General features: G+C 69.9%; 20 protein-coding genes and 1 pseudogene. 11 read left to right on the plus strand and 10 right to left on the minus strand.

Features of this window, described 5'->3' with window-relative positions; translation table 11 throughout:
- Nucleotides 1-4: 4 nt before the first annotated feature.
- The 3 genes from ACYVO6_RS43820 to ACYVO6_RS43830 form a co-directional block, all read right to left on the minus strand.
- Nucleotides 5-1,759, minus strand: a complete 1,755-nt coding sequence (locus ACYVO6_RS43820; protein WP_461071608.1) for a cellulase family glycosylhydrolase — start codon at nt 1,757-1,759, stop codon at nt 5-7.
- Between the two features lie 152 nt (nt 1,760-1,911).
- Nucleotides 1,912-3,423: a glycoside hydrolase family 43 protein gene (locus ACYVO6_RS43825; RefSeq protein ID WP_461071610.1), complete on the minus strand. Its 1,512-nt coding sequence runs from the start codon at nt 3,421-3,423 to the stop codon at nt 1,912-1,914.
- A 45-nt stretch (nt 3,424-3,468) separates the two neighbouring features.
- Entirely contained in the window at nt 3,469-5,604 is a 2,136-nt protein-coding gene (locus tag ACYVO6_RS43830; protein WP_461071612.1) for an alpha-galactosidase, read from the minus strand.
- On the opposite strand from ACYVO6_RS43830, the gene ACYVO6_RS43835 reads away from it, so the two are divergent.
- Nucleotides 5,590-5,958, plus strand: a complete 369-nt coding sequence (locus tag ACYVO6_RS43835) for a hypothetical protein (RefSeq protein WP_461071614.1) — start codon at nt 5,590-5,592, stop codon at nt 5,956-5,958. The two genes, ACYVO6_RS43830 and ACYVO6_RS43835, sit on opposite strands and share 15 nt — an antisense overlap.
- A gap of 504 nt (nt 5,959-6,462) precedes the next feature.
- Here ACYVO6_RS43835 and ACYVO6_RS43840 read toward each other — a convergent pair.
- The 3 genes from ACYVO6_RS43840 to ACYVO6_RS43850 form a co-directional block, all read right to left on the minus strand.
- Complete coding sequence (locus ACYVO6_RS43840; RefSeq protein WP_461071616.1) at nt 6,463-8,916, minus strand: SpoIIE family protein phosphatase; 2,454 nt, start codon at nt 8,914-8,916, stop codon at nt 6,463-6,465.
- A 260-nt stretch (nt 8,917-9,176) separates the two neighbouring features.
- Nucleotides 9,177-10,730 (minus strand): RICIN domain-containing protein, encoded by a 1,554-nt coding sequence (locus ACYVO6_RS43845; protein ID WP_461071927.1) that lies wholly within the window; start codon nt 10,728-10,730, stop codon nt 9,177-9,179.
- Nucleotides 10,731-10,828: 98 nt separating this feature from the next.
- Entirely contained in the window at nt 10,829-13,060 is a 2,232-nt protein-coding gene (locus ACYVO6_RS43850) for an alpha-L-fucosidase (RefSeq protein WP_461071618.1), read from the minus strand.
- Nucleotides 13,061-13,611: 551 nt separating this feature from the next.
- Here ACYVO6_RS43850 and ACYVO6_RS43855 point away from each other — a divergent pair.
- From ACYVO6_RS43855 to ACYVO6_RS43900, 10 genes and pseudogenes are all read left to right on the plus strand, one after another.
- Complete coding sequence (locus ACYVO6_RS43855) at nt 13,612-14,946, plus strand: L-fuconate dehydratase (protein WP_461071620.1); 1,335 nt, start codon at nt 13,612-13,614, stop codon at nt 14,944-14,946.
- A 132-nt stretch (nt 14,947-15,078) separates the two neighbouring features.
- The gene (locus ACYVO6_RS43860; RefSeq protein ID WP_461071622.1) at nt 15,079-15,297 is read left to right on the plus strand and encodes an RbsD/FucU domain-containing protein; all 219 of its coding nucleotides are present in this window, start codon (nt 15,079-15,081) and stop codon (nt 15,295-15,297) included.
- Nucleotides 15,249-15,515, plus strand: coding sequence for an RbsD/FucU domain-containing protein (locus ACYVO6_RS43865; protein WP_461071624.1), 267 nt, complete (start codon nt 15,249-15,251; stop codon nt 15,513-15,515). Before ACYVO6_RS43860 ends, ACYVO6_RS43865 begins: the two co-directional genes overlap by 49 nt.
- Nucleotides 15,512-16,555, plus strand: coding sequence for a zinc-dependent alcohol dehydrogenase (locus ACYVO6_RS43870; protein ID WP_461071626.1), 1,044 nt, complete (start codon nt 15,512-15,514; stop codon nt 16,553-16,555). The genes ACYVO6_RS43865 and ACYVO6_RS43870 overlap by 4 nt, the downstream gene beginning before the upstream one ends.
- Nucleotides 16,552-17,313 carry an SDR family oxidoreductase gene (locus ACYVO6_RS43875; RefSeq protein ID WP_461071628.1) on the plus strand — a complete coding sequence of 254 codons (762 nt, stop codon included), beginning with the start codon at nt 16,552-16,554 and terminating at the stop codon, nt 17,311-17,313. The genes ACYVO6_RS43870 and ACYVO6_RS43875 overlap by 4 nt, the downstream gene beginning before the upstream one ends.
- Entirely contained in the window at nt 17,310-17,942 is a 633-nt protein-coding gene (gene eda / locus ACYVO6_RS43880) for a bifunctional 4-hydroxy-2-oxoglutarate aldolase/2-dehydro-3-deoxy-phosphogluconate aldolase (protein ID WP_461071630.1), read from the plus strand. Before ACYVO6_RS43875 ends, eda begins: the two co-directional genes overlap by 4 nt.
- Nucleotides 17,939-18,976, plus strand: a complete 1,038-nt coding sequence (locus ACYVO6_RS43885; protein WP_461071632.1) for a sugar kinase — start codon at nt 17,939-17,941, stop codon at nt 18,974-18,976. The genes eda and ACYVO6_RS43885 overlap by 4 nt, the downstream gene beginning before the upstream one ends.
- Nucleotides 18,977-19,011: 35 nt before the next feature.
- Entirely contained in the window at nt 19,012-20,025 is a 1,014-nt protein-coding gene (locus tag ACYVO6_RS43890; protein WP_461071633.1) for an aldo/keto reductase, read from the plus strand.
- Nucleotides 20,016-20,738, plus strand: coding sequence for a FadR/GntR family transcriptional regulator (locus ACYVO6_RS43895; RefSeq protein ID WP_461071634.1), 723 nt, complete (start codon nt 20,016-20,018; stop codon nt 20,736-20,738). Before ACYVO6_RS43890 ends, ACYVO6_RS43895 begins: the two co-directional genes overlap by 10 nt.
- Before the next feature lie 49 nt (nt 20,739-20,787).
- Nucleotides 20,788-20,862, plus strand: a pseudogene (locus tag ACYVO6_RS43900) (lactate racemase domain-containing protein); the annotation flags it as partial.
- Nucleotides 20,863-20,978: 116 nt separating this feature from the next.
- Here ACYVO6_RS43900 and ACYVO6_RS43905 read toward each other — a convergent pair.
- From ACYVO6_RS43905 to ACYVO6_RS43920, 4 genes are all read right to left on the minus strand, one after another.
- A complete protein-coding gene (locus ACYVO6_RS43905) occupies nt 20,979-23,288 on the minus strand; it encodes a beta-L-arabinofuranosidase domain-containing protein (RefSeq protein ID WP_461071636.1) in 2,310 nt (769 codons plus the stop codon).
- 469 nt (nt 23,289-23,757) lie between these two features.
- Nucleotides 23,758-25,284 carry an arabinosylfuranosidase ArfA gene (gene arfA / locus ACYVO6_RS43910; protein WP_461071638.1) on the minus strand — a complete coding sequence of 509 codons (1,527 nt, stop codon included), beginning with the start codon at nt 25,282-25,284 and terminating at the stop codon, nt 23,758-23,760.
- A 137-nt stretch (nt 25,285-25,421) separates the two neighbouring features.
- Nucleotides 25,422-25,703, minus strand: coding sequence for a beta-L-arabinofuranosidase domain-containing protein (locus ACYVO6_RS43915; protein ID WP_461071640.1), 282 nt, complete (start codon nt 25,701-25,703; stop codon nt 25,422-25,424).
- Between the two features lie 69 nt (nt 25,704-25,772).
- On the minus strand, nt 25,773-26,771 hold the full coding sequence (locus ACYVO6_RS43920) for a glycoside hydrolase family 43 protein (protein WP_461071642.1): 999 nt from the start codon (nt 26,769-26,771) through the stop codon (nt 25,773-25,775).
- Nucleotides 26,772-26,786 lie beyond the last annotated feature (15 nt).

Consider the following 26,786-nt stretch of genomic DNA (forward strand, 5'->3'; position numbering starts at 1 on the left):
TCGGTCAGGAGGCTGTGCCGGTGACCGAGCTGCCGGACTTCGTGACGTGGTACGTGACGGTGGCGCCGCTGTAGAAGTGGAAGACCAGCGTCGCCGGTTCCCCGTCGCGGAGCGTCTTGAGGAACTCGGGGGTCAGGATGATCGTGCCGTTCGGGTAGTCCGGCGAGAAGGCCTTGTTGAACTCCTGGAACGGCGTCCAGTCGGTCGGGCCGGCGTTGGTGCCGTCGGCGTACGTGGCGTGCATGGTCGCCAGGTCGTTGCCCCGGTACTGGGTGGGAACGGCGAACTTCTCGACGGTGCCGGTGGCGTCCGACACCACGGGAACGTCGTTGGTGACGATGTCGATGTTCCAGGGCAGGCCGCTGGTGAACCGGGCCTGGACGGTCGAGTTGACGCCGTAGGCGCGGTTGCCGACCAGGCGGGTCAGCGCGCCGGCGGTGAAGGTCAGCTGGTCGCCGGAAACGGTGTAGTCCCGTCCCGCGGCCAGCTTGGTGTCGCCCTGCCACACCCCGCGGAACTTGGTCCCGTTGAGGTTCAGGGTGAGCGACTTGGCCGTGACCGGGCTGGACTTCGGCACGAAGACCTTGTCGAAGGAGGCCGTGCCCGAGCGGGTGGTCCAGCTCGACTTGATCCAGTTCATCAGGGCCGGGTCACGCCATTGCAGGGTCTCGCGGTTCAGGTACGAGAACGGGTCCCACAAGGCTGTGGTGAGGCCGTACTTGCGCGCCGCGTATCCCACATGCTCGAAGTACTTCAGCGCCTCGCCCCGCTCGACGCGGGAGGGGTGGAAGTGGTTGGGCCAGTCGAGCAGGCCGTACTCGCCGACGTAGAGCGGGATGCCCTTGGCGACGAAGGTGTTGTGCATGTTGGCGAAGGTGTCGTCCAGGTGCTTCTGCGCGGTGGCGTCGTAGTGGGTGCCGCCCGCGATGTTCACGCTGAACGGGTACCAGCTGTAGAAGTGCACCTGCGCCACGAGCTGATCGTCGTTCAGCGAGGTGATCGTGGTGTACAGGTCGTCCATGAAGGCCTGGTCGGGGCTGCCGGCCGGCGTGGTCAAGCTCAGCAGGCGGTTCGCGTTCGCGCCGCCCGAGGCGCGGACCACGGAGTGGAACGAGGTCTGCAGCTCCCTCAGGTACTGGAACTTCTGCGCATCCGTGGCGCCGGCGAAGCTCGGCTCGTTGATGCCCTCGAAGATCAGACTGCGCGGCTCGTCACGGAAGGTCGTGGAGATCTGGGACCAGGTGGAGTTGAACCGGGCCATCACGTTGTCGTGGTCGCTTGTGATCTTCTCGACCCACATCCACGAGTCGTGGTGGACGTTGAGCACGACGTAAAGGCCGCTGTCCTGCGCCCAGTCGACGAGCTGCTTGACGCGGGCCATGTAGGTGGCGTCGATGGTGTACGGCGCGGTGGCGGACTGGTGGTCGCTCCAGGTCACCGGTATGCGGACGCTGCGGAACCCGTCCTTGGCGATCTTCTCGAACGTCGCTTTGCTGGTCTGCCCGTTGCCCCAGGAATCCTCGTTGGGTATGGCGTCCAGGGTGTTGCCCAGGTTCCAGCTGGGCTGCATCGCCGCGACGGCGTCCATGGCGGAAGCCGGAACACTGACCGCCGACGGTGACGCCTTCTTCGTGCCGTCGGGCGCGGCCAGCGCGGTGCCACCGGTCAGCCCCAACATGACGGCCAGCGTCAGCAGCAGGGCGGCCAGGCGGCCTGGGCCCCGGCTGCGGTGCTGCGCGAGGTGCCGTATGTCCTTCATGTTTCATCCCTTTCGGTCGGTCGTGCGGGTGATCCGATCCGTGGTCGGGCAGCGACCAGGCGCTACCGTCGGCCACGCCTGTCGCTACAGGTCCATGGGGTGATGTGTGTCGTGCCGCTCTCGGGGTTCCGGGCCGGACCGCTGAGCCTGGTTCAGCCGTCGAGGGGCTCGTAGTCGAACCAGTCGAAGTGGACGGCGCCTGCCGCGGCGTACATGCCGATGACCCGGCCCGTGAAGCCGCCGGCGACCTCGGTCGACAGGTAGCGGCCGTCGAGGGTCGCGAGCTCGGTGAACGTGCCGCCGGGCTGCTCGACGCCGAGGGCGACGACGTCGGGTCCGGTGCTCGGTCCGTGCGGAGGCGGCGGATCGGTGATCGTGAGGGCGAGGACCAGTGGCCCGGCGGGCACGGACTGTGCGGCCACGACCGTGCGCAAAGAGCCGACGCGCGCGATCACTTGCACCTCCGCACCGGACGCCTCGATCGCGTAGTGGTGCCGCTCGTCCAGCCGGACGGCGAGCCCACCGCGTCCCTCAGAGGGATCGACCAGAGTGCGCGCCCGGCACGACAGATGCTGCTGGCGTCGGCCCGCGAACACCGCGTCGGGCTCGTCCAGTGAGTCGCCCCGCGCGCGGAGCGTCAGCCATCCGGGGCGCTCCTTGGTGGTGCAGTGTTCGGCGGGCCGGTCGCGCAGGGAGATCCAGGACGGTCGCAGTTCGGCGAGCTCGAAGTCGTCCCGGTGCTCCTCGACAGGGCTGAGGGAGAGCGGCCACGGGAGCTCGGGCAGGTCCAGGGCGACCTCGCCGACGACCGGCCAGTCGTCCACCCAGGTCACGGGGGCCAGGAAGGTCTCCCGGCCGAGCACGTGCCAGCCCGGCGTGCCGCCGCCCGGTCGGACGCCGAGCAGCACCATCCACCAGGAGCCGTCGGGGCCTTGGACCAGGTCGGCGTGCCCGGTGTTCTGGACGGGGTGGTCGGTGCCGCGATGGGTGAGGATCGGGTTGGCCGGGCCCGGCTCGAACGGGCCTTGGGGCGTAGGACCGCGGGCGATCGAGACGCCGTGGCCGCGCTCGGTGCCGCCCTCGGCGATGAGCAGGTACCAGTAGTCGCCGATCCGGTACAGGTGCGGCGCCTCCGGGGCCTTGGCGCCGGGCCCGCCCGACCAGAGCCGGTGCGGAGTCCCGTACGTCTCTCCGGTGGACGGGTCGATCCGGACCTGCGAGACCCCGGCGACCGTGCACCAGCAGGTGCCGTCCTCGTCCCAGACCAGGTCGGGATCGATGCCGGGGACACCCGGCGCCCAGATGGGGTCCGACCACGGTCCGGTGGGGTCGGTGGCCGTGACGATCAGGTTGCCGCCGCCCTCGCTGCAGTTGGTGACGATCAGCCAGAAGCGGCCGTCGTGGTGGCGCAGGGTGGGGGCGTAGATCCCACCGGAGGACCACGCGTCCGACAGACGCAGTTGCTCCGGCCGGTCCAGGGCGTTGCCGATCTGCGTCCAGTGCACCAGGTCACGGCTGTGGAAGAGGGGTACGCCGGGGAAGTACTCGAAGCTGGAGCAGGCCAGGTAGTAGTCGTCGCCGACGCGGCAGACGCTGGGGTCGGGATGGAAGCCGGGGATCACGGGGTTGGCGAAGCGTCCGTCCGGCTGGCGCAGAGGGGGCACCCGATGGGTCCTCTCGTCGATTCGTGATGCGGGCGTGGGGGTGGTTCAGGGAGCGCCGGGGTCCGTCGCGGTGATGCGGAGCAGGACGGCGGACGGCGCGGTGGGCAGAGTCAGGCGCAGCTCGGCCGTGTCGGGCATCCAGGCGGAAACGGCCCGGCTGACCGAGGGATAGAGCAGGTCGACACGAGCGGCGGCGTCCCGCAGGTGGGGCAGGAGAAGCGTCGCCGCGGCGTCGGTTCCGGGGCGGCGCCAGGCGGTGAGGTAGGTGGTGGCGGGAGTGCGCAGGGCCAGGGCGATCCAGGGGTCGTCCCAGGCGGGAAGGCCCAGTGGCCAGGACGGCACGGCCTGCGGCAGGTCGGCGCGGATGGCCTTGTACGCCGCTACCGCCTCGTGGACCAAGGCACGGGCCTCCGGCTGGAGTTCGGGAATGCGGCCGGAGAGATGGATCCGGCCGAGGAGCGCGCCCGCCATGGTGAAGGCCACCTCGTCGAGGGAGTCCTCCGGCTGGGGGTACGCCCAGACGGCACCCTGCTCGGGGGTGGCAGCGGTCGGCGCGGAGGCCGCGATGGGCGCGTAGAGCTGGAGGTTCTGCTGATCGCTCGTGGACTGCAGCTGCATCCGGGACAGCAGTGCGTCGTCCCAGCGCATGCCGCCGGAGGCGCAGTTCTCCACCACCAGGTGCGGGTGCCGGTCGAGGATGCCGTCGAGCCAGTGGAGGTGTGCCCGGTTGTGGCCGAGCAGGCCGGCGCCCGGGGTCTCGCCGGGGTGGGCGCTGGTGCCGGAGCCGGGGTCGATGTTGTGGTCGAGTTTGAGGTAGCCGACGCCCCACTCGCCGACCAGGCGGTCCACGACCTGGTCCAGGTGGGCACGGGCGGCCGGGTGGCGCAGGTCCAGGTGGTGTCGGCCGGCCTCCGTGACGCGGGCGCCGTCGCGGCGGAAGAACGCCTCGTCGGGCAGGGACTTGGCCATGGGGCTGCGTACGCCGATCACCTCCGGCTCCAGCCACAGGCCGGGAACCATGCCGCGCTCCCGGATGCGGTCCAGCACCTCGTGGATCCCGCGCGTCCCGGGGAACCGGGATGCGGCGGGCTCCCAGGCGCCGACGCTGTCCCACCAGCCGCCGTCGTCGCCGTCGTACCAGCCGGCGTCGATCACGAAGTACTCGGCGCCTGCGTCGGCCGCCGCGTCGATGAGCGGCAGCAGCTTCTCCGTCGTGGGATCGCCCATCAGGCAGTTCATGTAGTCGTTGAAAATGACGGGCAGGCGCTGGTGGTCGGCATGCGGGCGGCGCTGGGCGCGGCGGTAGCGGGTCAGCGCGGCGAACGCGGCGTCGGGGCCGCCGTCGGCGCTGAAGGACAAGGCGGCGGGTACGGTGCGGAAGATGGCGCCGGGTTCAAGGGGGTGCCGCCAGCCGTGGTGGGTGTCGGTGGGCCCGAACAGCGCCGCGTAGGCCGCCTTGTCCCGCTCGCCGCACTCCCAGCGCCAGCCCCCGCCGTTGTGCTCGATCTGCCACACCCAGGTGCGGCCGGTACGCCGGTCCGTCAGGCCGCCCATGGGGAGGCGTCCGCAACTGGACCAGGTGCCCTGTCCGTTCAGGGCGAAGCCGGCTCTGCCGTGCCCGTAGCTCACGCGTCCGCTGAGGGACGGTGTGGTCAGGCGCATCGGCTGTCGCTGCCAGCGGCATTCGGCGAGCCAGTCGTTCTCCGCCCACAGCAGGTCCGCGGCGTCGATGGCCGCCGGGGCCTGCGGGGTGAGGCAGCCCACCACGAGCGAGCTGACCGACTCCAGGTGCAGCGTGGTCTGCCCTTCGTTGCGCAGGGTCACCTCGCTGCGGAGCACGGGGATGCCGTCCGGTGATCGGTAGGTCACCTCCGCGACCAGCCCGGTTTCCGGATCGTGGAGGTGCACGGTCAGTGTGTGCCAGTCGCCGTCGCGGGTCGCGCGGTGGGTCCGGTGGCGCAGACGCCCGCCGAGATCGGTGCCCACGAGGTGGTTGCCCGACCAGCCACGGCCGTGACCCGCGGCCGTCACCTCCACCAGGGGCAGGGACGCACCGGGGATTCTCTGCGCTTCGCCGGGCAGTCCGAGATGCGTGAGGCGCGGGCTGCCGTCGTCATCGAGGACGATCTCGAGGTGAAGGGCCTCGTGCCCCCAGTGGAGGGTCCCTTGTTCCTTGGTCATGTCGGCCCTTTCGAGGTCAGTGCCCGCTCAACCGCCGGGCGGCAGTTCGTGCGCGAGGGCATCGGTGAGCAGGTCGTGGGCGGGGTGCGGCAAGGGCACGGCCTCGGGGGTGTGGTGGAGCAGGACCTGCCAGTGGCGGCCGTGGGGTGCGTGCCGGGTGACGGCTTCGACACCGGCCGGCAGGCCCGGCACGTCCGGTTCGACGCCGGCCTCCTTCAGCAGGCGGCCGACCAGGGCGGCGTAGTCGGCGTCGTCCAGGCGGGCGGCGAGATACCAGCCCTGTCCGGTACCGGAGCGGTGCCGGGTGAGGGCGGGGCTGCTGCACTGACGAAGCTTCTGCGGTTCAACTCATGACTCATGGCGGCGGCCTTCCTGCGGCGGGCTGTCGAAGCGCTTCACCTCCAGGCGCAAGTTAACGGACAAGTTTCGCGTAAAACAAGGTCCCTACCGCGAGATGCTTTCTCTTGTTGGATCATTGACAGTCCGTCAGCAATAATGAACTGTTGAAGCGCTTCGACATTCGCGCTTCAGAGCCAGCTCCACACTCGGCTTCCGAGGGGTGTGCGACGTGGGTGCGGCTGGCTCCGCCCGTGGGAGTCGGCTTCCGCGGTTCCCTGCCGGATCGTCCCCGATGATGAGCTCGCCCTCCCAGTGGCCCGGGACGGCGCGGTCCTCGGCCTCGGCGGGCCGTTGGCTGATCATCACCTCGGTGTGACGTACCCGCTCGCACCTGTCTGGAGCGCGTGTGTGCGGTGCGCACAGCGCATGACCGGTACGCGGGCAGGCAACCAGCTCGCGCTCGAGCGCAGGCAGTCGCCGCCCTCCGGGAGTCCGGCGACGGCCCGCCGGGCTTGGATCTCATCGCGGCTCGGGCTCGGTGAGGGCCTGCGCGCACCAGATCGTCTTGCCGTCGGTGGTGTGCCGGGTACCCCACCCCTGGGTGAGCTGGGCGACGAGCAGCAGGCCCCGGCCGCCCTCGTCGAAGGCGCGCGCCCGGCGCAGGTGCGGTGCGGTGTTGCTGGCGTCGGAGACCTCGCAGATCAGGGAGGCGTCGCGAATCAGCCGCAGCCTGATCGGGGGCTCGCCGTATCTGATGGCGTTGGTGACCAGCTCGCTGACAACCAGTTCGGTGACGAATGACGCCTCCTCCAGGCCCCAGGCGTCCACCTGGTCGACGGCGAACTTCCTGGCGCGCGGCACCTGCGCGGAGTCGGGCTCGACGTCCCAGTCGGCGACGTGGTGGGGATCCAGCGCGTGAGTGCGAGCGAGCAGCAGGGCAGCGTCGTCGGTGCGGCGTTCGGGGAGCATGGCGTCCATCACCGTGTCGCACAGGGCCTCAAGTGAGGTGGCCGAGTGGTTCAGGACCCGCAGCAGTTCGGCGATCCCCTGGTCGACATCGCGCTCGCGGCTCGCCACCAGCCCGTCGGTGTAGAGGGCGAGCAGGCTGTCCTCGGGCAGCTCGAGCTCGGTGGCCTCGAAAGGCAGCCCACCGATGCCGAGCGGTGGTCCCGGCTGTGCGGGTGCCGGGGTCCTGGTGCCGTCCAGGGAGATGATGAGCGGCAGCGGATGACCCGCGCTCGCCAGTGTGAAGCGGCGGGAGACCGGGTCGTAGACGGTGTACAGGCAGGTGGCCCCGAACTCGCCGGTCGGCTGGAAGTGGCCGGCGGGCTGGAGGTCGCTGGCGAGGTGGATGACCAGGTCGTCCAGGTGGGTCAGCAACTCGTCCGGCGGCAGGTCCACGTCGGCGAGCGTGCGGACCGCCGTGCGCAACCGGCCCATGCTGGCCGAGGCGTGCAGGCCGTGACCGACTACATCGCCGACGACCAGGGCGACCCGGGCACCGGAGAGCGGAATGACGTCGAACCAGTCACCACCCACTTCCGCGCCGGTCCCGGCGGGCAGGTAGCGGGATGCCACCTCGAGCGCCTCCTGGCTTGGCAGCTGCTGCAGCAGCAGACTGCTTTGCAGGGTCAGCGCGGTCGTGCGCTCGCGCGAGTACCGGCGGGCGTTGTCGATGGCGACGGCTGCCTTGGCGGTCAGCTCTTCGGCGAGGATCAGGTCGTCGGCGGTGAAGGCCTCGGGCCGGTCGCTGCGGGAGAAGGCGACGACGCCGAGCAGCGCGCCGCGGGCCCGGAGCGGCACGGTGATCCGGCAGGTCAGCCCATCCGCGGCGATGGACTCGTCGATCAACGGGTTGCCCGGTGGCCAGTGGGCCGGGTCGGAGGCGAGCCCGGGCCCGAAGGCCCATTCGCCGCCCTGGCCGGGTTCGGCTGCGAGCTGAACCGTGGACCTGCCGGTGGCCATGCAGCGGGCGGCGACGGAACCGGGAGCGTGACTGACCGGCATCGGGTGCCCGGGAGCCCGGTCGGTGTCACACTTCGCGCTGTGCTGGGCGGCGCGGCTGAGCGCGATGGCTTCGCCGGAGGCGGAGGCGGGGGAAAGGGGCGGTTCCTCTCCGCGCAGCACCTCGTCGAAGAGATCGACGGTGACGAGGTCGGTGAATCCCGGCACCGGGGTCGTGGCCAATTCCTGGGCGGTGCCGAGCACGTCGAGCGTCCGGCCGATGCCGCCGCTGGCCTCGTTGAGGATGAGCAGGCGCTGCCGGGCCCAGTACTCGGCGCTCATGTCGAATCCCCAGTTGGCGACCGCGCGGACCCTGCCCTCGGCATCCCGGACGGGCCATATGCTGGTGGCCCAGGCGTTGGCGTAGTCGCTGCCGAGCGGGCGGAAGACGGTGATGAGACGCGCGGGCTCGCCCGTCCTCGCTACCTCGGCGAGCTTGTCGGTGTAGGGCTTGTCGTCCCTTTCGGGAAACAGCTCGCGGTCAAATTCGGGAAACAGCTCGCGGTACTTCTTACCGAGCACTTGCTCCTCGGAGTGCGCTATCACCCGGCCCGAGGAGGCGTTGATCCACAGGAACCGCAGCTCAGGGTCGTAGACGCCCAGAGCGAAGGGGCACTGTTCGAAGGCCAGGTCGGCGATCACGGGGCGGCGTTCCCAGCGGTGGACGGTCACCGCATGGCCCAGCGCCTGGCCGTCGGCGCCGAACAGCGGGTGAGCCGACACCAAAGCGTCCACCGTGGAACCGTCCCGGTGGCGCAGGGGGATGAGCCCCGTGCTGTCGGGGCCGCTGCCGTAGCTCTCGGGGAAGCCGGGTGGTGGGGCAGCGGCCAGCAGGTCGGTCACGGGGCGCCCGACGGCATCCTCCGCCGTCCAGCCCAGCAGCAGCCGCCCGCTCTCGCTCCAGCCGCTCACCACGCCGTCCGGCCCCACCACAAGCGCGGCAGTGCGGGCATCCTGCTTGCCGGCCATGTTCACGCGGCTACGCCTCCGTCCGGACAGCTGTGCCCGTCAGGGCTGGTTTCCAGCCGCCAGTTTTCAGCCTAGGTCCGCTTCCGTTTTACGGCGCCCCGGCCGGTGCGTTCCTGACCGCCGGGTGCGGGGCCGAGCGGGGCCGGTGCCTGCGCGCCCCGCTCGACAACAGGATTTTCGACCGTCGGGTCGAGCCGCACCACATCAGGAGTCGGATGTCCCGTAGCCGGATCTGTGGTGCTCCTGGGCGGTCGGTGCCGTCACCGGCCTGTCGGCAGACCGGCGATGAACGAGGTGAGCCGGTCGGCGATGAGTCGGTTGTCGTGGGCCGAGTAGTGCCAGTCGCAGCCGAGGAAGTCCAGGCCCGAGTCGTCGAGGAACCAGTAGCGGACCCGGCTGTCGCCGGCGTCGTTGCGCGTCTTGACCACCTGCTGGACAAGGCCGGCGTACTGGCCGGCGCCTACCGCCACGATGGTCGCGTCGGCCCCGTAGCGCGTGCGCAGCTTCTGGACGAAGTCGCCGTAGGCGTTGCGGTAGGCGGCCGCGAGGCTGTCCGGCGTCCACGGCTCACCGGGGTTGACGGCGGTCGAGAAGTCGTTGGTGCCGAGGTTGACCACCACGACCTGGGGGCGCCAGGTGCCCGGGTTCTGCCAGACATCGCCGGACACGTTCAGCAGGGCACGATCGTAGAAGGTCCGGTACGTGACATCCGGCGAGCCTCCGTTGTAGTTGCGCACCATGCCGAGGCCCGAATAGCCATTGATCTGGTAGTCGGCATTCAATTGCCGGGCGGTGAGGGCGCCGTAGCTCACGTCGGCGTTGGTGGTCCGCCTGACCTGGTCCGAGGTGCAGTCGCGGGAGGTCGAGAGGTTGCCGTAGCCCACCGTGAGGGAGTCACCGATGAACTCGATCTGGCGATTGCGGGCGGCCGGTTTGCTCAGTACGGCACCGCCGGGCGCGGCGACGAAGCCTCCGAAGGTGCTGGTGTCCCCCGGGGTGTCGTTGCGCTTGACGAGCCGGACGGTGTGCGTGCTGTTCGACAGGCCGTTGATCCAGTGCGTGGTGTTGCCGGGCGTGACGAGCGTGGCGACGGTGGCTCCATCGATCTGGACGTCGTAATCGGCGGCCGAGTCGTTGAGCACGATGCCCACGCCGGTGCCGCTGACACGGCCCTCGAAGTACACGCCGGGCCAGCTGTACTGCACGGTGTTTCCGGCGTCCTTGACCCGCCCCGCGGTGTGCACCTGCGCGAGCACTCCTGTCGCGCGGACCAGTTGCCACTGCTGGTTGGTCCCGCCCCAGTCGGTGAACTGCACGACCTTGGCGCCGTCCGCGATGGAGGCGTTCTGGACCTCGACGGCCTTGCCGCTGTTGCGGTTGATCAGCCGGACGTGACCGTCCGAGGAATCGGCCAGCCGGAACTGCTGGTTGGCGCTGTCGGCATCACCCCACTGCACGATGTCCGCATGGTCGGCGGTGGAGTGACTGAGGACGTCCAGCACCTTGCCGGAGTGCTGCGCCTTCAGCCGGTAGTAGCCGCCGCCCGAGTCCACGAACTGGAAGCGTTGGTTGGCGCCGTCATGGCGGGTCCACTGCGAGATGCCTGCTCCGTCGGCGATGCTCGCGCCGGACACGTCGAGCGCCTTGCCGCTGCCACGGTTGACCAGCACATACGACGCGTTCGTATCCACGGTGGCTGCCTGCGCAGTCCCGGCGGCACCCAAGCCGGTCAGGAGCGCCGCCAGTAAGGCGGTCACCGCGGCCAGCACCCCCGTACGCCTCCCGCGTCCCCACCACGACGCGCTGAATGTCATATGCATGCCATCTCTGTGCATTCGTGCCCCTTTCACTGAGTGTGACCGCCCGCCCGCCGACAACGGATGTGCGGCGCCTTGTCAGCGGGCTTCGTCGGCTACAGCGCGGTGAAGGTCCACAGCAGGTTGGTGCTGCTGCCGTAGGTCCACTGCTTGGTGACGGAGCCCGAGGCGACGTTGCCGCCGCCGTCGAGGACCAGGCCGGTGGTGCGGTTGGCGATCGAATAGCGGTCGCCGCCCCGGTGGGTGATCTCCCACTGCTGGTTGGTGCCGCCGTTCCAGGCGGCCTGCCGGACGGCGGAGCCGTTGGCGGTGGCGCCCCAGCCGTCGGCGACCATGCCGTTGGTGCGGTTGACCAGCCTGTAGTAGCCGCCTGTGACCTGCTCCGCCTGCCACTGGAGGTTGTTGCTGCCGTTCCAGGTCCACTGCTTGAGGTCGGAGCCGGAGGTGACGTTGCCGCCGCTGTCCAGGGCGAGGCCGTTGGTGGCGTTGGTGATCCGGAAGTACGTCGCCGGGTTGAACTGGACCCTCAGCGAGGTGATCTGGTCGTTGTTGCCGGTGACCCTGAGGTCGGGGTTGTCGGCGGTGAAGGTCCAGGAGGCGCCGGTGAAGTTGTCTCCGGAGTAGCCGATCACCTGGTAGCCGGGGGCCGGCCGGAGGGAGGAGAGGGTGCCCGGGCCCGGTCCGGCCGCGGTCAGGTCGGCCGCGGTGTGGTCGCCGACGGTGAGGACGGCGGCGTTGCCGGTGTAGTCGACGTCCGTGAAGGCGATGGCGCCGGCCAGCGGCCGCAGGCCGGGGATCGTGCCGGAGAAGTTGAGCTTCAGGACGTAGGCGTTGGCGCTGTACGGCGCGGAGGACGGCAGGGTGACCGTGAGGCCGGAGGCGTTCTGAGTCGGCGTGGGCAGGTCGATGTAGGTGCCGGCGGTGGTACCGAGGAGCTTCACCGAGGTCAGCGACGAGAGGTTGATCCGGTCCGGGCTGAGGGTCTTGATCGTGAGCGAGCTGCCGGGCCAGCCCAGGACGGTGGCGTACAGGACGTTGTTTGCCTTGTTGCGGGTGAAGCGGATGTCCTGCGCGGTGCCTGCCGTGGGCCTGGTGAAGGAGCCGCCGCCCATCTTCGTCGGGCCTTCGCCGTACGCGGTCCAGGCGCGGGTCGCGTACACCGACTCGCCGAAGCGCTTCAGATGGTCGCCGATGGCGAGCAGGATGTCCTTCTGCGCCTGGGGGATGGTGCCGTCGGCCATCGGCGCGATGTTGAGCAGCATGTTGCCGTTCTTGCTGACCCGGTCGATGAACGAGTGCAGCATCTGCTGGGTGGTGTAGTAGCCGATGCCCTGGGTGTAGCACCAGCTGCTGCTGGAGATGCTGTCGTCGGTCAGCCAGTACGGGGTGGTGAGATCGGCCGGGCCGCCGCGTTCGTAGTCGAAGACCTCGCCCTTGCCGTTCATGCCGTCCTTGTACGTGGCGACGACCTCGCGGCCCCAGCTGATTGCCTGGTTGTAGTAGTACGCCAGGAAGTTCAGGCGCTGTTGCTCGTCGACGGCGTCCAGATTGAAGTCCTGCCACAGGATGTCGGGCTGGGCGCGGTCGATGACCTCCTTGAGCTTGTCGAACCAGAGCTGGTTCTCCGCGGCCGAACCCAGCTGGCCGTAGAGCTTCTTGAGGCTGGGGTCCGTCTGGGTGGGGACGTACTCGTAGAAGCCGGTGAAGTTGTACGCGTGGTGCATGGCCACCAGCAGCTTGAGACCCTTGGCGCGGATAGCCGTGGAGAAGAGCTTCAGCAGGTCCAGTCCTGGGCCCTTCTTCACCGAGTTCCACTCGTTGACCTGGCTGTCCCACATGGAGAAGCCATCATGGTGCTCGGCGACCGGGCCGGCGAACCTGGCACCGGCGTCGACGAACAACTGCACCCACTCCTCGGGGTCGAACTTCCCGCCGGCCGATTTCAGCTTCGGGGCGAACTTCACGGTGTTGCCCGCCAGGTCCCGCGCTCCGTTGATGAAGTTGTGGTACGGCCACGCTGATGGCTGGCCGTAGGTCGCGATGTGGTGCTGGTTGGCGTTGTTCCCGCTCTCGTACATGTTGCGCGGGTACCACTCGTTGCCGTATGCGGGGACGCTGAAGGCACCCCAGTGGAAGTAGATCCCGAACTTCGCGTCCTGGAACCACTCCGGAGCCGGCGGGTGCTGGTCGACCGAGTTCCAGTCGGGCGTGTACCTGCTGGGCGCCGCCTCGGCGACACCAGCACTGAACACACCTCCGGCAACGGCCGCCGTGGCCACGCAGGTTGCGGAGGCCAGTAACTGGCGCCTGTTGATCAAGTTCGACATGGACACATCCCTGATGCGGAAGGGGACAGGGGGAATGCAGGGCCACGCATGAACGTCGGTCATGTCGCCATGGGATGTCAACCAGCGTGCAGGGATGAAAAACACCGCGCAGCCGAGATGTTTGCCCCATTTACCGCACTCTTGATGCGTATTGCGCGCACCCAGACATGCCATGTCTGGCAGGCGCTTCATGGTCAGTTCCCACACTTGAGCGACCGAGATTGATGGGATGTATCTTGCCCTCAAGGGCATCCTCGTCCATACTTGAGTGCGTTATGAACTGGGAGTTTATGGCAGATCGAGCGAAGGGCTAGACGATGCGCCAGTCAAGCTCTATAAAGACATCCCATCAATAGGGTCGTCGACGTCCCCGCGCAGTGGATCGGCGCCCTCAACGGCCTGATCATCCTGGTCGCGCTGACCATCTCGCGCATTACGGGCGGCAAGGTCCAGGAGTGAACCGGGCGGCCGTCCAGGCCGCCCGAACCCTCCGCCGCACACATCTCGTCGCAAGGGGCCGTATCGCCCCTGCCCTCACAGGAGTTGCCGCTATGTCATCCGCCCCGTCCACTTTCCCGGTCTCCGTCCGCATCACCGCCTTGGACGTGCTGGACGTGCGTTTCCCGACGTCCGAGCACCTGGACGGGTCGGACGCGATGAACCCCGAACCCGACTACTCCGCCGCCTACGTCGTCCTGCGCACCGACGCCGACGACGGACTCGAGGGCCACGCTCTGGCCTTCACGACCGGCCGCGGCAACGATGTGCAGGCCGCCGCCATCGAGGCGCTCGCCCCGCACGTGGTGGGCCTCTCGGTCGAAGAGGTCTGCGCCGACCTCGGAGCGTTTGCCCGCTCCCTGGTCCACGATCCCCAACTGCGCTGGCTGGGACCGGAGAAGGGCGCCATCCACATGGCGACCGGCGCGGTGGTCAACGCCGCCTGGGACCTGGCCGCCAAGCGGGCCGGCGAGCCCGTGTGGCGCTTCCTCGGCGAGATGTCTCCCGAGGACTTGGTCGCCCAGGTCGACTTCCGCTGGCTCAGCGACGCCCTCACCCCCGAGGAGGCCCTGGAGATCCTGCGCCGCGCCGAGCCCGGCCGCGAGGAGCGGATCGCACGGCTGCTGGAGCACGGTTACCCCGCCTACACCACCACCCCGGGCTGGCTCGGCTACTCCGACGAGAAGCTGGCCCGCCTGGCCCGCGAGGCCGTCGCCGACGGCTTCACCCAGATCAAGCTGAAGGTCGGCGCGTCCCTGGAGGACGACGTACGGCGCATGCGCACCGCCCGCGAGACGGTCGGCGACTCCATCCGCATCGCCGTCGACGCCAACCAGAGATGGGACGTCCAGCCCGCCATCGATTGGATGAGCGCCCTCGCTCTGTACCAGCCGTACTGGATCGAGGAGCCGACTTCCCCCGACGACATCCTTGGCCATGCCGCCGTCCGCAAGGCCGTCAGCCCGATCAAGGTCGCCACCGGCGAGCACATCGCCAACCGGGTCGTCTTCAAGCAGCTCCTCCAGGCCGGCGCGGTGGACATCGTGCAGATCGACTCCGCGCGGGTCGGCGGCGTCAACGAGAACATCGCGATCCTGCTGCTCGCCGCGAAGTTCGGCGTGCCGGTCTGCCCGCACGCGGGCGGCGTGGGCCTGTGCGAGATGGTCCAGCACCTGTCGATGTTCGACTACGTCGCCGTCTCCGGCACGACCGAGGACCGCGTCATCGAGTACGTCGACCACCTCCACGAGCACTTCGTCGACCCGGTCCGCATCGCCGACGGCCACTACCTCGCGCCCACCCTGCCCGGCCTGGGCGCGGAGATGCACCCCGAGTCCCTCAAGGAGTACGCCTACCCCGACGGCCCCGTCTGGGCCTCCCGTGTCTGACGTGCCGGACCGCTGGGCCGCCGCCGTCGGAATGTTGCCGGGCGGCTGTCCCGAGAGCGCTAAGCAGGCAGTGCGCTGCCGTACGGCGACCGCCTTCCACCGGCTGCCTGACAAGAAGGAGAGGACACTCCCGTGCTCCTGACCGAACTACTGCATCCCGACATCCTCGAATCCCTGGCCGGCGCCGGTCACGGCGCCCGCGTCCCGCTCGCCGACGGCCACTACCCGGCCGGCCCCGCCACCGGCGAGCGCGCCGGCACCGTCCACCTCAACCTGGCCCCGGCCTGCTGGACGTCACCACCGTGCTCGACGTCCTGCTGCGCGCCCTGCCCGTCGAGGCGGCCCATGTGATGGTGCCGCCCGAAGGCGAACCGGAGCCGCCCGCCATCGCCGAGTACCGCTCGATGCTGGCGCCCCTCCCGGTCGGCACCCTCGGCCGCTTCGAGTTCTACGACGCCGCCTGCTCGCCCGACCTGGCGCTGGCGATCGTCACCGCCGACATCCGTACCTACGCCAACCTGCTGCTGACCATCGGCGTCCGCGCTGAAAGGACCCTGACGACACGATGACACTCGCCGTCCGTTACACGGCCGCCCGCACCCTGGACACGGCTCCCGCACTCAGTGCGCCACCCGGTCCTGGTGAGGTGGAGCTGGCCCCCGCCTATGTCGGTATCTGCGGCACCGATCTGCACATCTTCCACGGCGACATGGACGCCCGGGTCCACACGCCCACCGTCCTGGGGCACGAGATGTCCGGCCGCGTCGTACGCGTGGGTCCAGGCGTCGAGGGCTGGCAGGCCGGTGATGCGGTCACCGTGATGCCGCTGCGCTGGGACGACTCCTGCCCGGCCTGCCGAGCGGGCCATCAACACGTCTGCCAGCACCTCGACTTCATCGGTATCGACTCCCCGGGCGCGATGCAGCAGCGCTGGACCGTGCCCGCCTCGACGCTCATCCGGTTGCCCGACTCCCTTCCCCTCGACCGTGCCGCGCTCGTCGAACCGACGGCGGTTGCCGTGCACGACGTGGGCCGGGCCGCCGTGCGAAACGGCGAGAAGGCCGTCGTGGTCGGCGGCGGCCCGGTCGGTGTCCTCATCGCGCTGGTCGCGCGGGCCGCGGGCGCCGAGGTCCGGGTGGTGGAGCTGAGCGCCCACCGTCGGCTGCTCGCCGAGGAGTTGAGGCTGACGGCGTGGAACCCGGCCGACGACGACGTGCCGGAGCTGGTGCGGCAGTGGACCGGGGACGCGGGCGCGGACGTCGCCTTCGAGGTGTCCGGCGCGGCGGGCGGCGTGGACACCGCGGTCGACGTACTGGGAGTGCGCGGCCGTCTCTGTCTCGTCGCCATCCACCCCCGCCCCCGCGAGGTCAACCTGCACCGCTTCTTCTGGCGCGAACTCACCCTGGTGGGGGCCCGGTTGTACGACCGCTCCGACTTCGAGAAGGCGGTCGCCCTGGTCGACGACGGCACCATCCCGGCCGAGCGGCTGATCAGCAAGGTCGTGCCGCTCACCCAGGCACCGGCCGCTTTCGAGGCCCTGGAGGGCGGCGGCGACGTGATGAAGATCCTGGTGGACTGCACCGACGACGCTCAGGGAGCCGCCGTATGACCGCCTTCGACCTCACCGGGAAGCTTGCCGTCGTCACGGGAGCCCGGCGCGGCATCGGCCGGGCGATGGCCCGCGCGCTCGCCGAGGCCGGCGCGGACGTCATCGGCGTCAGCGCCTCGCTGGAGGAGACCGGCAGCGCCGTGGAGAAGGACGTGCGCGCCGCGGGCCGTACGTTCGAGGTGCTCCGGGCCGATTTCGCCGATCCGGCCGCCGTACGGGCCCTGGGCGCGGACCTCGCCGGGCGCGAGCGGCCGGTGGACATCCTGGTCAACAACGCGGGCACGATCCGCCGCACTCCGGCAGCCGAACACAGCGACGCGGACTGGGAGTTGGTGCTCCAGGTCAACCTCAACGCGCAGTTCGCGCTGACCCGGGCGGTCGGCTCGGCCATGGTGGTCCGCGGCCAGGGGAAGATCATCTTCACGGCGTCGCTGCTCAGCTTCCAGGGCGGCATCACCGTTCCCGGCTACACCGCCGCCAAGCACGGCGTCGCCGGACTGACCAAGGCGCTGGCCAACGAGTGGGCGCCGCACGGCGTGAACGTCAACGCCATCGCCCCCGGCTACATCGCCACCGACAACACCCAGGCTCTGCAGGACGACCCGGGGCGCAGCAAGGCGATCCTGGACCGCGTCCCGGCCAGCCGGTGGGGCAACGCCGACGACCTGGCGGGCGCCACGGTGTTCCTCGCCTCGGACGCCGCCGCCTACGTCCACGGCGTCGTCCTGCCCGTCGACGGCGGATGGCTCGGCCGATGAGCGGCACCGACCTGGCCTCCGTACTGGCCGGAGCCCGCGTGATGCCGGTACTGACGGTGCGGCGCGTCTCGACCGCCCGCCCGCTGGCCGACGCGCTTGCGGCGGGTGGTGCCCGGTGCGCCGAGGTCACCTTTCGCACACCGGACGCCGAGCTGGTGCTCAAGGAGATGGCCGCGCATGGTGGCCTGGTCGTCGGCGTCGGTACGGTCCTCACGCCCGAGCAGGCGGAGCGGGCCGTGGCGGCCGGGGCCCGCTTCGTCGTCTCGCCAGGCTTCGACGAGGAGGTCGTTGCGAAGTGCCGCGAGCTGGGCGTGCCCGTGGTGCCCGGCATCGCCACCGCCACCGAGCTGATGCGTGCCCTGAAGGCGGGCCTCGACACCGTCAAGCTCTTCCCCGCCGAGCCGCTCGGCGGCGTGCGGACACTGCGAGCGCTCGCGGCTCCCTTCCCCGGGATGCGCTTCGTGCCGACCGGCGGGATCGGCGCTTCCCGCCTGGCAACCTACCTCGCCCACCCGGCGGTCCTTGCCGTCGGCGGCAGCTGGATGGCCACCGCCGACCACCTACGGCGAGGCGACTACGAGGGCATCCGTCGGCTGACCGCCGAGGCGGTGGAGAGGAGCACGACGTGATCGACGTGGTGGCCCTCGGCGAGGTGATGCTGCGCTTCGACCCGGGCGAGGGACGGATCCGCACCGCCCGCTCCTTCCAGGTCTGGGAGGGCGGCGGTGAGTACAACGTCGTGCGCGGACTGCGGCGCTGCTTCGGCCTGCGCACAGCCGTCGTGACCGCGCTCGCCGATAATGCGGTGGGCCGGCTGGTCGAGGACCTGATCCTCCAGGGCGGCGTCGACACATCGCTGATCCGCTGGGTGCCCGACGACGGTATCGGGCGCACCGCCCGCAACGGCCTCAACTTCGTCGAACGCGGTTTCGGCGTCCGCGGCGTGGTGGGTGTCAGCGACCGCGCGCACACCGCCGTCTCCCGGCTGTGCAAGGGGGACGTCGACTGGGACACCGTCTTCTCGGCCGGAGTGCGCTGGTTCCATACCGGCGGCATCTTCGCGGGCCTGTCCGACACCACGGTGGACGTCGCGGACGAGGCCATGGCCGCGGCCCGCCGCCACGGTGCCACCGTCTCCTACGACCCCAACTACCGCCCCAGCCTGTGGGCCGGCCGGGGCGGTGCCGACGCGGCCCGCGAGGTCGACCTGCGGCTCGCCCGGCAGGCTGACGTCGTCATGGGCGCCCTCGGCCTGGCCGGGACGTACCCGGGACAGGCGCGCATCGGGTCCGACGAGGCGGCCGACGCGCTCGCCGAGGTGGCCGGCCTGCTGCCCGGGGGGAAAGTACTGGCAACGACCCTGCGCGACGTGCCCTCGGCCGGGGTCAACGACTGGTCTTCGGCCGGCTGGTCCGCCGAAAGCGGCTTCGTCGCCGGCCCGCGGATGCCCGGCCTGCAGGTCCTGGACCGCATCGGGTCCGGCGACGCCTTCGCCGCCGGCCTGATCCACGGACTGCTCAGCGGCACCGGCCTGGAGCGTGCCCTGGCCTACGGCACCGCCCACGGCGCGCTCACCATGACCACGCCCGGAGACGTCTCCATGGCCTCGCTCACCGAGGTCGAGGCGCTCATCGCGGGCGGATCGGCCCACGTCAGACGCTGACCGGCGCCCCATCGCACGTATCCCAGGAGTACGTCTTGCACCAGCGGAAGATCCAGAACACGTCCGTCTCCGTCACCGAGCTCGGCTTCGGGGCCTCCGTGATCGGCAACCTCTACCGTGTCACCCCGGCCGACGCCGCGACCGCCGCCGTCGACGCGGCCTGGGAGGCGGGCCTGCGGTATTTCGACACCGCACCGCACTACGGCCTCGGCCTCTCCGAGCGCCGCCTGGGCGCCGCCCTGCGAGGCCGCCCGCGCGACGAGTACGTCATCTCCTCCAAGGTGGGCAGGCTGCTCGTGCCCAACGAGGAGCCACGTGGCGTCGACACCGAGGGCTTCGTCGTACGGGACGACCTGCGCCGGCAGTGGGACTTCAGCAGTGATGGCGTGCTCCGGTCCATCGAGGGCACGCTGGAGCGCACCGGTCTGGACCGGCTGGACATCGTGTACCTGCACGATCCGGACGACCACTGGCGGCAGGCGGCCGAGGAGGCCATGCCTACGCTGGCGGAGTTGCGCGACCAGGGCGTGATCGGCGCGATCGGCGCCGGCATGAACCAGTCGGCGATGCTCGCCCGCTTCCTGCGCGAGACCGCCGCCGACGTGGTGATGCTGGCCGGGCGCTACACGCTCCTGGACCAGTCGGGGCTGGACGACGTTCTGCCCGCCGCACGGGACCTGGGCAAGAGCGTGGTGGCGGTGGGTGTCTTCAACTCGGGACTGCTCTCCCGTGACCGGCCCACCGAGGGCATGAAGTACGACTACCAGGACGCCCCGCCGGCTCTGGTCGCCCGGGCCCGGGCGATCGCCGAGGTCTGCGCGGCGCACGGGACCACTCTGCCCGCCGCCGCGATCGCTTTCCCGTACACGCATCCCAGTATCATCAACGTCACCCTCGGCATGCGGACTGCGGAACAGGTCGGACGAAACGTGAAACTCCATGATCAGCAAGTCCCGGACGGCCTCTGGGACGACCTCCGCACTCAGGGGCTGATCAGGTCGGACGTGCTCACGGGGCACGGTGGGGGGAGAGATGAGCGGTGTCTCTGACGGACAAGGCCATTGATGACATCCGTGAGCTGATCCGGACCGGTGCCCTGCCTCCGGGCTCCAAGCTCCCACCGGAGTCGGACCTGGCCGCCCAGCTGGGACTGTCCCGCAACCTCGCCCGGGAAGCGGTCAAGGCGCTGGCCGTCGCGCGGGTCCTGGAGGTCCGGCGGGGCGACGGCACATATGTGACCAGCCTGCAGCCGAGCCTGCTCCTGGAGGGGCTCGGCGGCGCGGTGGAACTGCTGCAGGGCGACTCGGTCGCCCTGCAGGACCTCATGGAGGTACGGCGGCTCCTCGAGCCGCTCGCCACGGCCCTTGCCGCCACCCGAATCTCCGACGCCCAACTGGCCGAAGTGAAGCACCATTTGGACGCCATGCGCGAGGCCCGCGACGACGTCGAACAGCTCAACGCCCACGACGCCGCCTTCCACCGCGCCGTCATCTCGGCCACGGGCAACGAGACCCTCCTCACCCTCCTGGAGGGCATCTCCGGCCGCACCCTGCGCGCCCGCATCTGGCGCGGTCTTGTCGACGACAAAGCCGCGGGCCGCACCCTGGCCGAGCACGAGGCGATCTTCAACGCCCTGTCCACCCGTGACGCCGCCCTCAGCCAGGCCGCCGCACTGCTCCACGTGAGCAACACCGAGCAGTGGCTGAGGGAACACCTGCGCTCCGGCGAACCCCTCCTCTTCGGGACGACAGCGCGGAAGTGACGGGCGGGCGCTGCCCGCCAGGGTGCCCTGCAACTAGGCCGAGGCGGACGTCCGGATCACCACGGGCTTCGTCGAGCCGCACTTCTTCGTCGGCTTCTCCGGCGGCCCGAAACTCGTCGCCCCCTGGCTCGCCGCGGGGACCGTTACCGCGAAAGATGAGCCACCAGCCGACGAAGTGGAGGACATACGCCGTCAGGACTGTGATGGCCACACCCGTGCCGCCCACGATCGGCGGTCACGTCAGCGCACCAGGCGTAGTTCGCGCAGCCGGATGGTGGGTGCAGAGCCGACCGCTTCGAACCGAATCTCGGCGATCCCGGCACGACGGTTCGCGTCCAGCGGGAGTACCTGGGAGATTTCCTTGCCCTCGGGATGCGACAAGGGCGTAATCGTGCCCAGCACATGGCCGTCGATCAGCACGCGGGTCGGTCCGGCGCTTCGGTCCGAGAGGTGGGTCACCCGCAGGCTGGTGGCGGTGCCGTCCGGGTCTGTCAGGCGGTAGGACCACCATCCGGTGGCGGCCCGCCACCTCAGCCCGTCGGTGAGGCCCGACCATGTGTCCTGCCCCTCGAACCGGTGGTCGCTTTCAGGCTGTTGCTCGCCGGCGGCAACGGCGTCAACGGTTCGGTCGTGCAGCGCGAGTGCCGCTTCGTCGGCCGCACGCAGCTCCGCCCGCCGTTCCTGGAGGCGTTCCGGTTCCGCCAGGGGGAAGTAGAGGTGGTAGCGGGAGTCGTGGATGCCGGTGAAGGGGACGAGGGTGACGGACTCGCCCGGTCGCGCGTCCACGTGCTCCAGGGCGAACGCCAACCGGTCCGGGGCGAGTCGGCGCACGCCGGCCGCCAGATCGGAGGTGCCCTGGGCGAGCACGACGGGCAGGTGCTCCAGGGGGCGCAACGGGCCGTCGGCGACATGACCCATCCTGGAGTCGTCGGCGAAGTGCCCGGCCAGGTCGCCCCGGTCGCCCTCGGCCGCGAGGACGGTGGGCCCGAAGCGGTACGACACCCACGGCGAGCCGTCGGGGAGCAGTTCGGCGCTGATACGCGGGCGAAGGCGCACGGTGACCGTGTCCCCTTCGCGCCACTGCCGCTCCAGACGCACGTACGTCAGGGGCTGTCCGCCTGCCCCGCGGCGCGTCGTGAGCGGGGCCGGCCCACCCTCGGGCTGCGCGCCGTTGATACGGACCTGCAGCGTTCCCTCGTGCCAGCCGGGGACGCGTATGTGGATCGCCACGGGGGTGGCGGGAGTCTCGCGCACCACGAGTCTCACCTCATCGTCGTACGGGGCTGTCCCGGTCTGCTCCAGCACCAGGTTCTGTTCGGGCAGGCTGAGCCGGGAGGCGATGAAGAGATTGACGAACAGGTCGCCGCCCTCGGCGGTGTACACCAACTCGCCGTACTTCGCGTGGTTCTCCAGCCCGGTGCCGACGCAGCACCAGAAGCAGTCCTGGGGCGTCGACACCACGCGGTAGTGGCCCGGCCGCACCGGCGTGAAATACACCAGCCCGCCCTTGGGATGCAGGGACGAGAGGATGTGGTTGACCGTCGCACGCTCGTAGTGGTCGAGCACCTCGGCATCCGGCCGTTCGAGGAACAGCGCGCGGCTCAGCTTGAGCATGTTGTAGGTGTTGCAGGTCTCGGGGCCCTCCGGCGACTGGAGCGCGGAGGTGAAGTCGTCGCGGGGGTGCAGGTGCTCGCGTACGGAGTTGCCGCCGAAGGAGAACGTCCGGTGCCGGGTCATGGTCTGCCAGAAGAACCGTGCGGCGTCCCGCAGGCCGGGGTCGCCGCCGACCTCGCCGAGCCGCTGGTACCCGACGACTTTGGCGATCTGGGTGTTGGCGTGCATCCCGTCGAGGACGTCGCGGTGCTCGCACAGCGGGCCGAGCAGGGACCGGTCGAGGAAGCGCCGTGCCAGGGCGGCGTAGCGGTCCGTGCCGGTGACGTCGGCGATGTCCGCCAACGCCTCGCACATCCCACCGAACTCCGTGCGGAGCATGGCTTCGTGGGTGTCGTCGTCCATCCCCGCCGCCAACTGGTCCCACCAGTCGGCCAGCCGTCGGACGGCGGTCAGCGCCAGGTCCGAACCGGCGTGGCGGTGGGCGTCCAGCAGACCGGCGAAGAGCTTGTGCAGGTTGTACCACGGCACCCAGGCACCACCGAGCTCGAAAGAGCCCCGCTCCACCTGGCCTGCGGCGACCCGCTGCCACAGCCGAACGCCGTCGGGAATGCCCCCGACGTAGCCGGTGCCCAGGGCGTCCTGGCACTCGACGACGCCCTGAACCAGACGCTCGACCATGGCCCTCGGCCGGGGGTCGTCCGTCACCGCGCTCATGAGAGCGGCACCCGACAACGCGTGCCCGACGGTGTGGCCGTCGAGACCCGATTTCTCCCAGTTGCCGTAGGACTCGGCGACCGGCGGTAGACCGGCCTCGCGCCGCAAGGGCGCGAGAAGCCGGTCGGTGTCGAGGAACAGCAGGTAGTCGAGGGCGGTGGCCTGTGCGTCCAGGAACGGGCCGGGGAGAAGGCGTACCGCGTTGCGGGGGAGTGACTGCATGGGTGCTTGTTTCCTTCGCTCGAATGCTTCGGCCCTGCGGGGAAGCGGCTGCTACAGGGGGCCTGCTCAGGGACGAGTTCGTCAGTGCGTCGTAGTTGCCGTAGGCGACGTGCTCGTAAGGGCGAAATCCTCTTCTGCGTCACCCGACTGAGCGGTGGGCACAATCGGTCAGGTGATGGCAGAGGACGCGATCCCGATGTCGGTCCCGTGCACCCAGCTCACGTCGTTCATCGGCGGCGCGTCGGCTCGTGTAGAACATCCACCACCCGCCGGCCTGCCGGTTCCAGATGACAGTGGGGTCGGTCGCGCCGTCGTGCATGGGGTCTCGGAACAGGGGTCGGGCAACGGTTGTCATCGGTTCGTCCCGGGCGTGAGTGTGTTCGTGCCGCATGCGGGCCCATGAGCCGGTGTCCGCGACGTGGACGACGGCGGTGGCAGCGGCCCATGGGCAGTCGGTATGTCGGAGTGGTCAGTCCTCCTGGCCGGGCAGCCGGATCATGTTCCAGGAGAGCGGTTCGAGTTCGGCGTGGAGGACGCCGTCGGAGACGGTGGTGCCGGTGGCGGGGTGCGGGGTGACCCGGTCGGGCCGGTCCGCGGTGTTGGTGGCCTCCGGGTCGCTGTCGGCCAGGACCAGGTGCTCCGCCACGGTGTGGGCGCCGACGCCGCGCAGGTCGATCCTCAGCGGCAGAGTGTCCGTCTGGCTGCGGTTGACGGCGAAGACGGTGACGGCGCCGGTCTCGTCGTCGGTCACGGCGGTGGCGTGCAGCAGCGGCACCTCACCGAACGTGGCGGTGGTGTACGTGGGGCTGTCCACCTCGACGCGCAGCACCCGGCCGCGTCCGTACTGGGAGGCCTGGGCGAAGGGGAAGAAGGTGGTCTGCCGCCAGGCGGCGCCGCCCGGCTCCGTCATGATCGGCGCGATGACGTTGACGAGCTGGGCGAGCGAGGCGGAGGTGACCCGGTCGGCGTGCCGCAGCAGGGTGATGAGCAGGGAGCCGAAGACCACGGCGTCGGTGACGGTGTAGACGTCCTCCAGGATGCGCGGGGCCTGCTGCCAGTCCTCGACCTGGTGCGGGTTCGGCCGCGTCTGGTACCAGACGTTCCACTCGTCGAAGGAGAGGTTGATCTTCTTCTTGGACTTCAGGCGCGCTCCGACGTGGTCGCAGGTGGCGACGACCGACTCGATGAAGTGCTCCATGTCGACGGCGGAGGCCAGGAAGGAGTCCCGGTCGCCGTCGATCTCCTCGTAGTAGGCATGCAGGGAGACGTAGTCGACCAGGTCGTAGGAGGCCTCCAGGACGGTCGCCTCCCAGGCGGCGAACGTCTCCATACGGGAGCCTGAGCTCCCGCAGGCGACCAGTTCCAGGTCGGGCTGGATCATCCTCATGGCGCGGGCGGTCTCGGCGGCGAGCCGCCCGTACTCCTCCGCCGTCTTGTGTCCGGTCTGCCAGGGCCCGTCCATCTCGTTGCCCAGGCACCACATCTTGATGCCGTACGGCTCCTTGGCGCCGTGGGCGGCACGGCGGTCGGACAGCTCGGTGCCGCCCGGGTGGTTGCTGTACTCCAGCAGGTGCAGGGCCTCCTCCACCCCGCGGGTGCCGAGGTTGAGGGCCATCATGGGCTCCATGCCGGTCTTGGCGCAGAAGCCCATGAACTCGGCGAGGCCGAACTCGTTGGTCTCGGTGGACTTCCAGGCGAGGTCCAGCCGGACCGGCCGGTCCTCACGAGGTCCCACGGAGTCCTCCCAGCGGTAGCCGGAGACGAAGTTGCCGCCCGGGTAGCGCACGGTGGTGACGCCCAGCTCCCGGATCAGCGCAAGGACGTCCTGGCGCAGGCCGTCGGCGTCGGCGGCTGGGTGGCCGGGTTCGTGGATGCCGGTGTAGACGCAGCGGCCCAGGTGCTCGACAAACGATCCGTACAGGCGGGGATGGACGGCGCCGATGTCGAAGGCCGAGTTGAGGGTGAACCGCGCGGGGGTGACGCTCTGGTCGGACATGTCTGCCTTTCAAGGACGTGTAACAGAAGGAAATGGCGAGGAGGGCGGCGCATCCGCCCGGCGTGGCCCGGACGCCGGGGCGGTTGTGGCCCCGGGAGGTGAGTGGGTCCCTGCTACGGAGGCCGAGGCTCGGGCAGTCAGAGGGCCAGACGCTCGACCATGGCTCTCGGCCGGGGGTCGTCCGTCACCGCGCTCATGAGAGCGGCACCCGACAGCGCGTGCCCGACGGTGTGGCCGTCGAGACCCGCATTCTCCCAGTTGCCGTAGGACTCGGCGACCGGCGGCAGGTCGGCCTCGCGCCCTAAGGGCGCGAGGAGCCGGTCGGTGTCGAGGGACAGCAGGTGGTCGAGAGAGGTGGCCTGTGCGTCCAGGAACGGGCCGGGGAGAAGGCATACCGCGTTGCGGGGGAGTGACTGCATGGGTGCTCGTTTCCTTCGTTCGAACCTTGCCGGCCTGCGGCGGAGAGCATCGCGACTGATCGTGCGTGATCAGGAATCGCTCTCTTGACCGCCGTAAGCACTCAGCAGCCGGTCGTACTCCGCCTGGGTGAGGGGGAGCACCGAGCCGTGCTTGGCCTCAGGGGGCAGTCGGTAGCTCGTCGACGGGATCCACTTCCCGGAGTCGAGATCGGTCGTCTCGAACGGGACGTAGTTGCGCCCCCCGAACTCGTCGATGAACATGTACCACTTCTCCTCCATGTTCGATTTGAACACGGCCGGGCCCTCACCACGGCTGATGTCCCCCTCGCCGATGCGGTCGGCCACGAAGTCATACGTGGTGGAGGTCAGTTCGCGGGACCTCTCGGCGATGATGAGCTTCGCGGTGGGCACGGAAGGCGTCTGGTCCCGCTCGTCCTTCGTGTAGCGGTAGTACACCCCGTTGTGCTTGATCACGGCCGAGTCGATCACGGCGTGCCCCGGATCGTGCCAGAGGGTGGGCTCGCTGAAGGTGCGGAAGTCCGTGGTCGTGGCGTACAGCATCCTGTTGTACGTCGTGCCCGTGTGATCGGGGTCGTCCTCCGCGTAGAGCTTCGAGGCCCAGAAGACGACGTATGTGCCGAGTTCGTCCGCGTAACAGGCCTTCGGCGCCCAGGTGTTGCCGGCGGTGTCGGGGGACACCTTGACGAGGCGCTGACCGGTCCAGTTCACCAGGTCGGAGGAGTCCCACACCACGATCGACTTGCTGCCGGCGCGCTCGGCTCTGTCCCAGGTGAGCCGCACCTGCTCCTCGGCGTCGCCGGATGTCTGCAGATCCGTGGCGATCAGGTGGAACCTGTCGCCGTCGGGGGAGCGGATCACGAAGGGGTCGCGTACCCCCCCGGTGCCGAGGCTGGAGGCCAGGACGGGTTCTCCGTCGTTCAGTTCCCGGTAGTGCAACGGGTCGTTGCCGTGGCTGAGTGCCATCCGGATCCGTTCGTCGTCGACTGACGGGTTGCCGACGAAATAGACGAACAGATAGCCGACGTAGACCGGTTTCGGCTGATACACAAACACTCCTGAGTG

The organism is Streptomyces pseudoechinosporeus, from assembly GCF_054783935.1.

Coding starts and splice junctions, on each gene's coding strand:
- ACYVO6_RS43820 (WP_461071608.1), bottom strand. CDS start 1,759: ATGAAGGACATACGGCACCTCGCGCAGCACCGCAGCCGGGGCCCAGGC.
- ACYVO6_RS43830 (WP_461071612.1), bottom strand. CDS start 5,604: ATGACCAAGGAACAAGGGACCCTCCACTGGGGGCACGAGGCCCTTCAC.
- ACYVO6_RS43840 (WP_461071616.1), bottom strand. CDS start 8,916: ATGGCCGGCAAGCAGGATGCCCGCACTGCCGCGCTTGTGGTGGGGCCG.
- ACYVO6_RS43845 (WP_461071927.1), bottom strand. CDS start 10,730: ATGACATTCAGCGCGTCGTGGTGGGGACGCGGGAGGCGTACGGGGGTG.
- ACYVO6_RS43850 (WP_461071618.1), bottom strand. CDS start 13,060: ATGTCGAACTTGATCAACAGGCGCCAGTTACTGGCCTCCGCAACCTGC.
- ACYVO6_RS43855 (WP_461071620.1), top strand. CDS start 13,612: ATGTCATCCGCCCCGTCCACTTTCCCGGTCTCCGTCCGCATCACCGCC.
- ACYVO6_RS43870 (WP_461071626.1), top strand. CDS start 15,512: ATGACACTCGCCGTCCGTTACACGGCCGCCCGCACCCTGGACACGGCT.
- ACYVO6_RS43875 (WP_461071628.1), top strand. CDS start 16,552: ATGACCGCCTTCGACCTCACCGGGAAGCTTGCCGTCGTCACGGGAGCC.
- eda (WP_461071630.1), top strand. CDS start 17,310: ATGAGCGGCACCGACCTGGCCTCCGTACTGGCCGGAGCCCGCGTGATG.
- ACYVO6_RS43905 (WP_461071636.1), bottom strand. CDS start 23,288: ATGCAGTCACTCCCCCGCAACGCGGTACGCCTTCTCCCCGGCCCGTTC.
- arfA (WP_461071638.1), bottom strand. CDS start 25,284: ATGTCCGACCAGAGCGTCACCCCCGCGCGGTTCACCCTCAACTCGGCC.
- ACYVO6_RS43915 (WP_461071640.1), bottom strand. CDS start 25,703: ATGCAGTCACTCCCCCGCAACGCGGTATGCCTTCTCCCCGGCCCGTTC.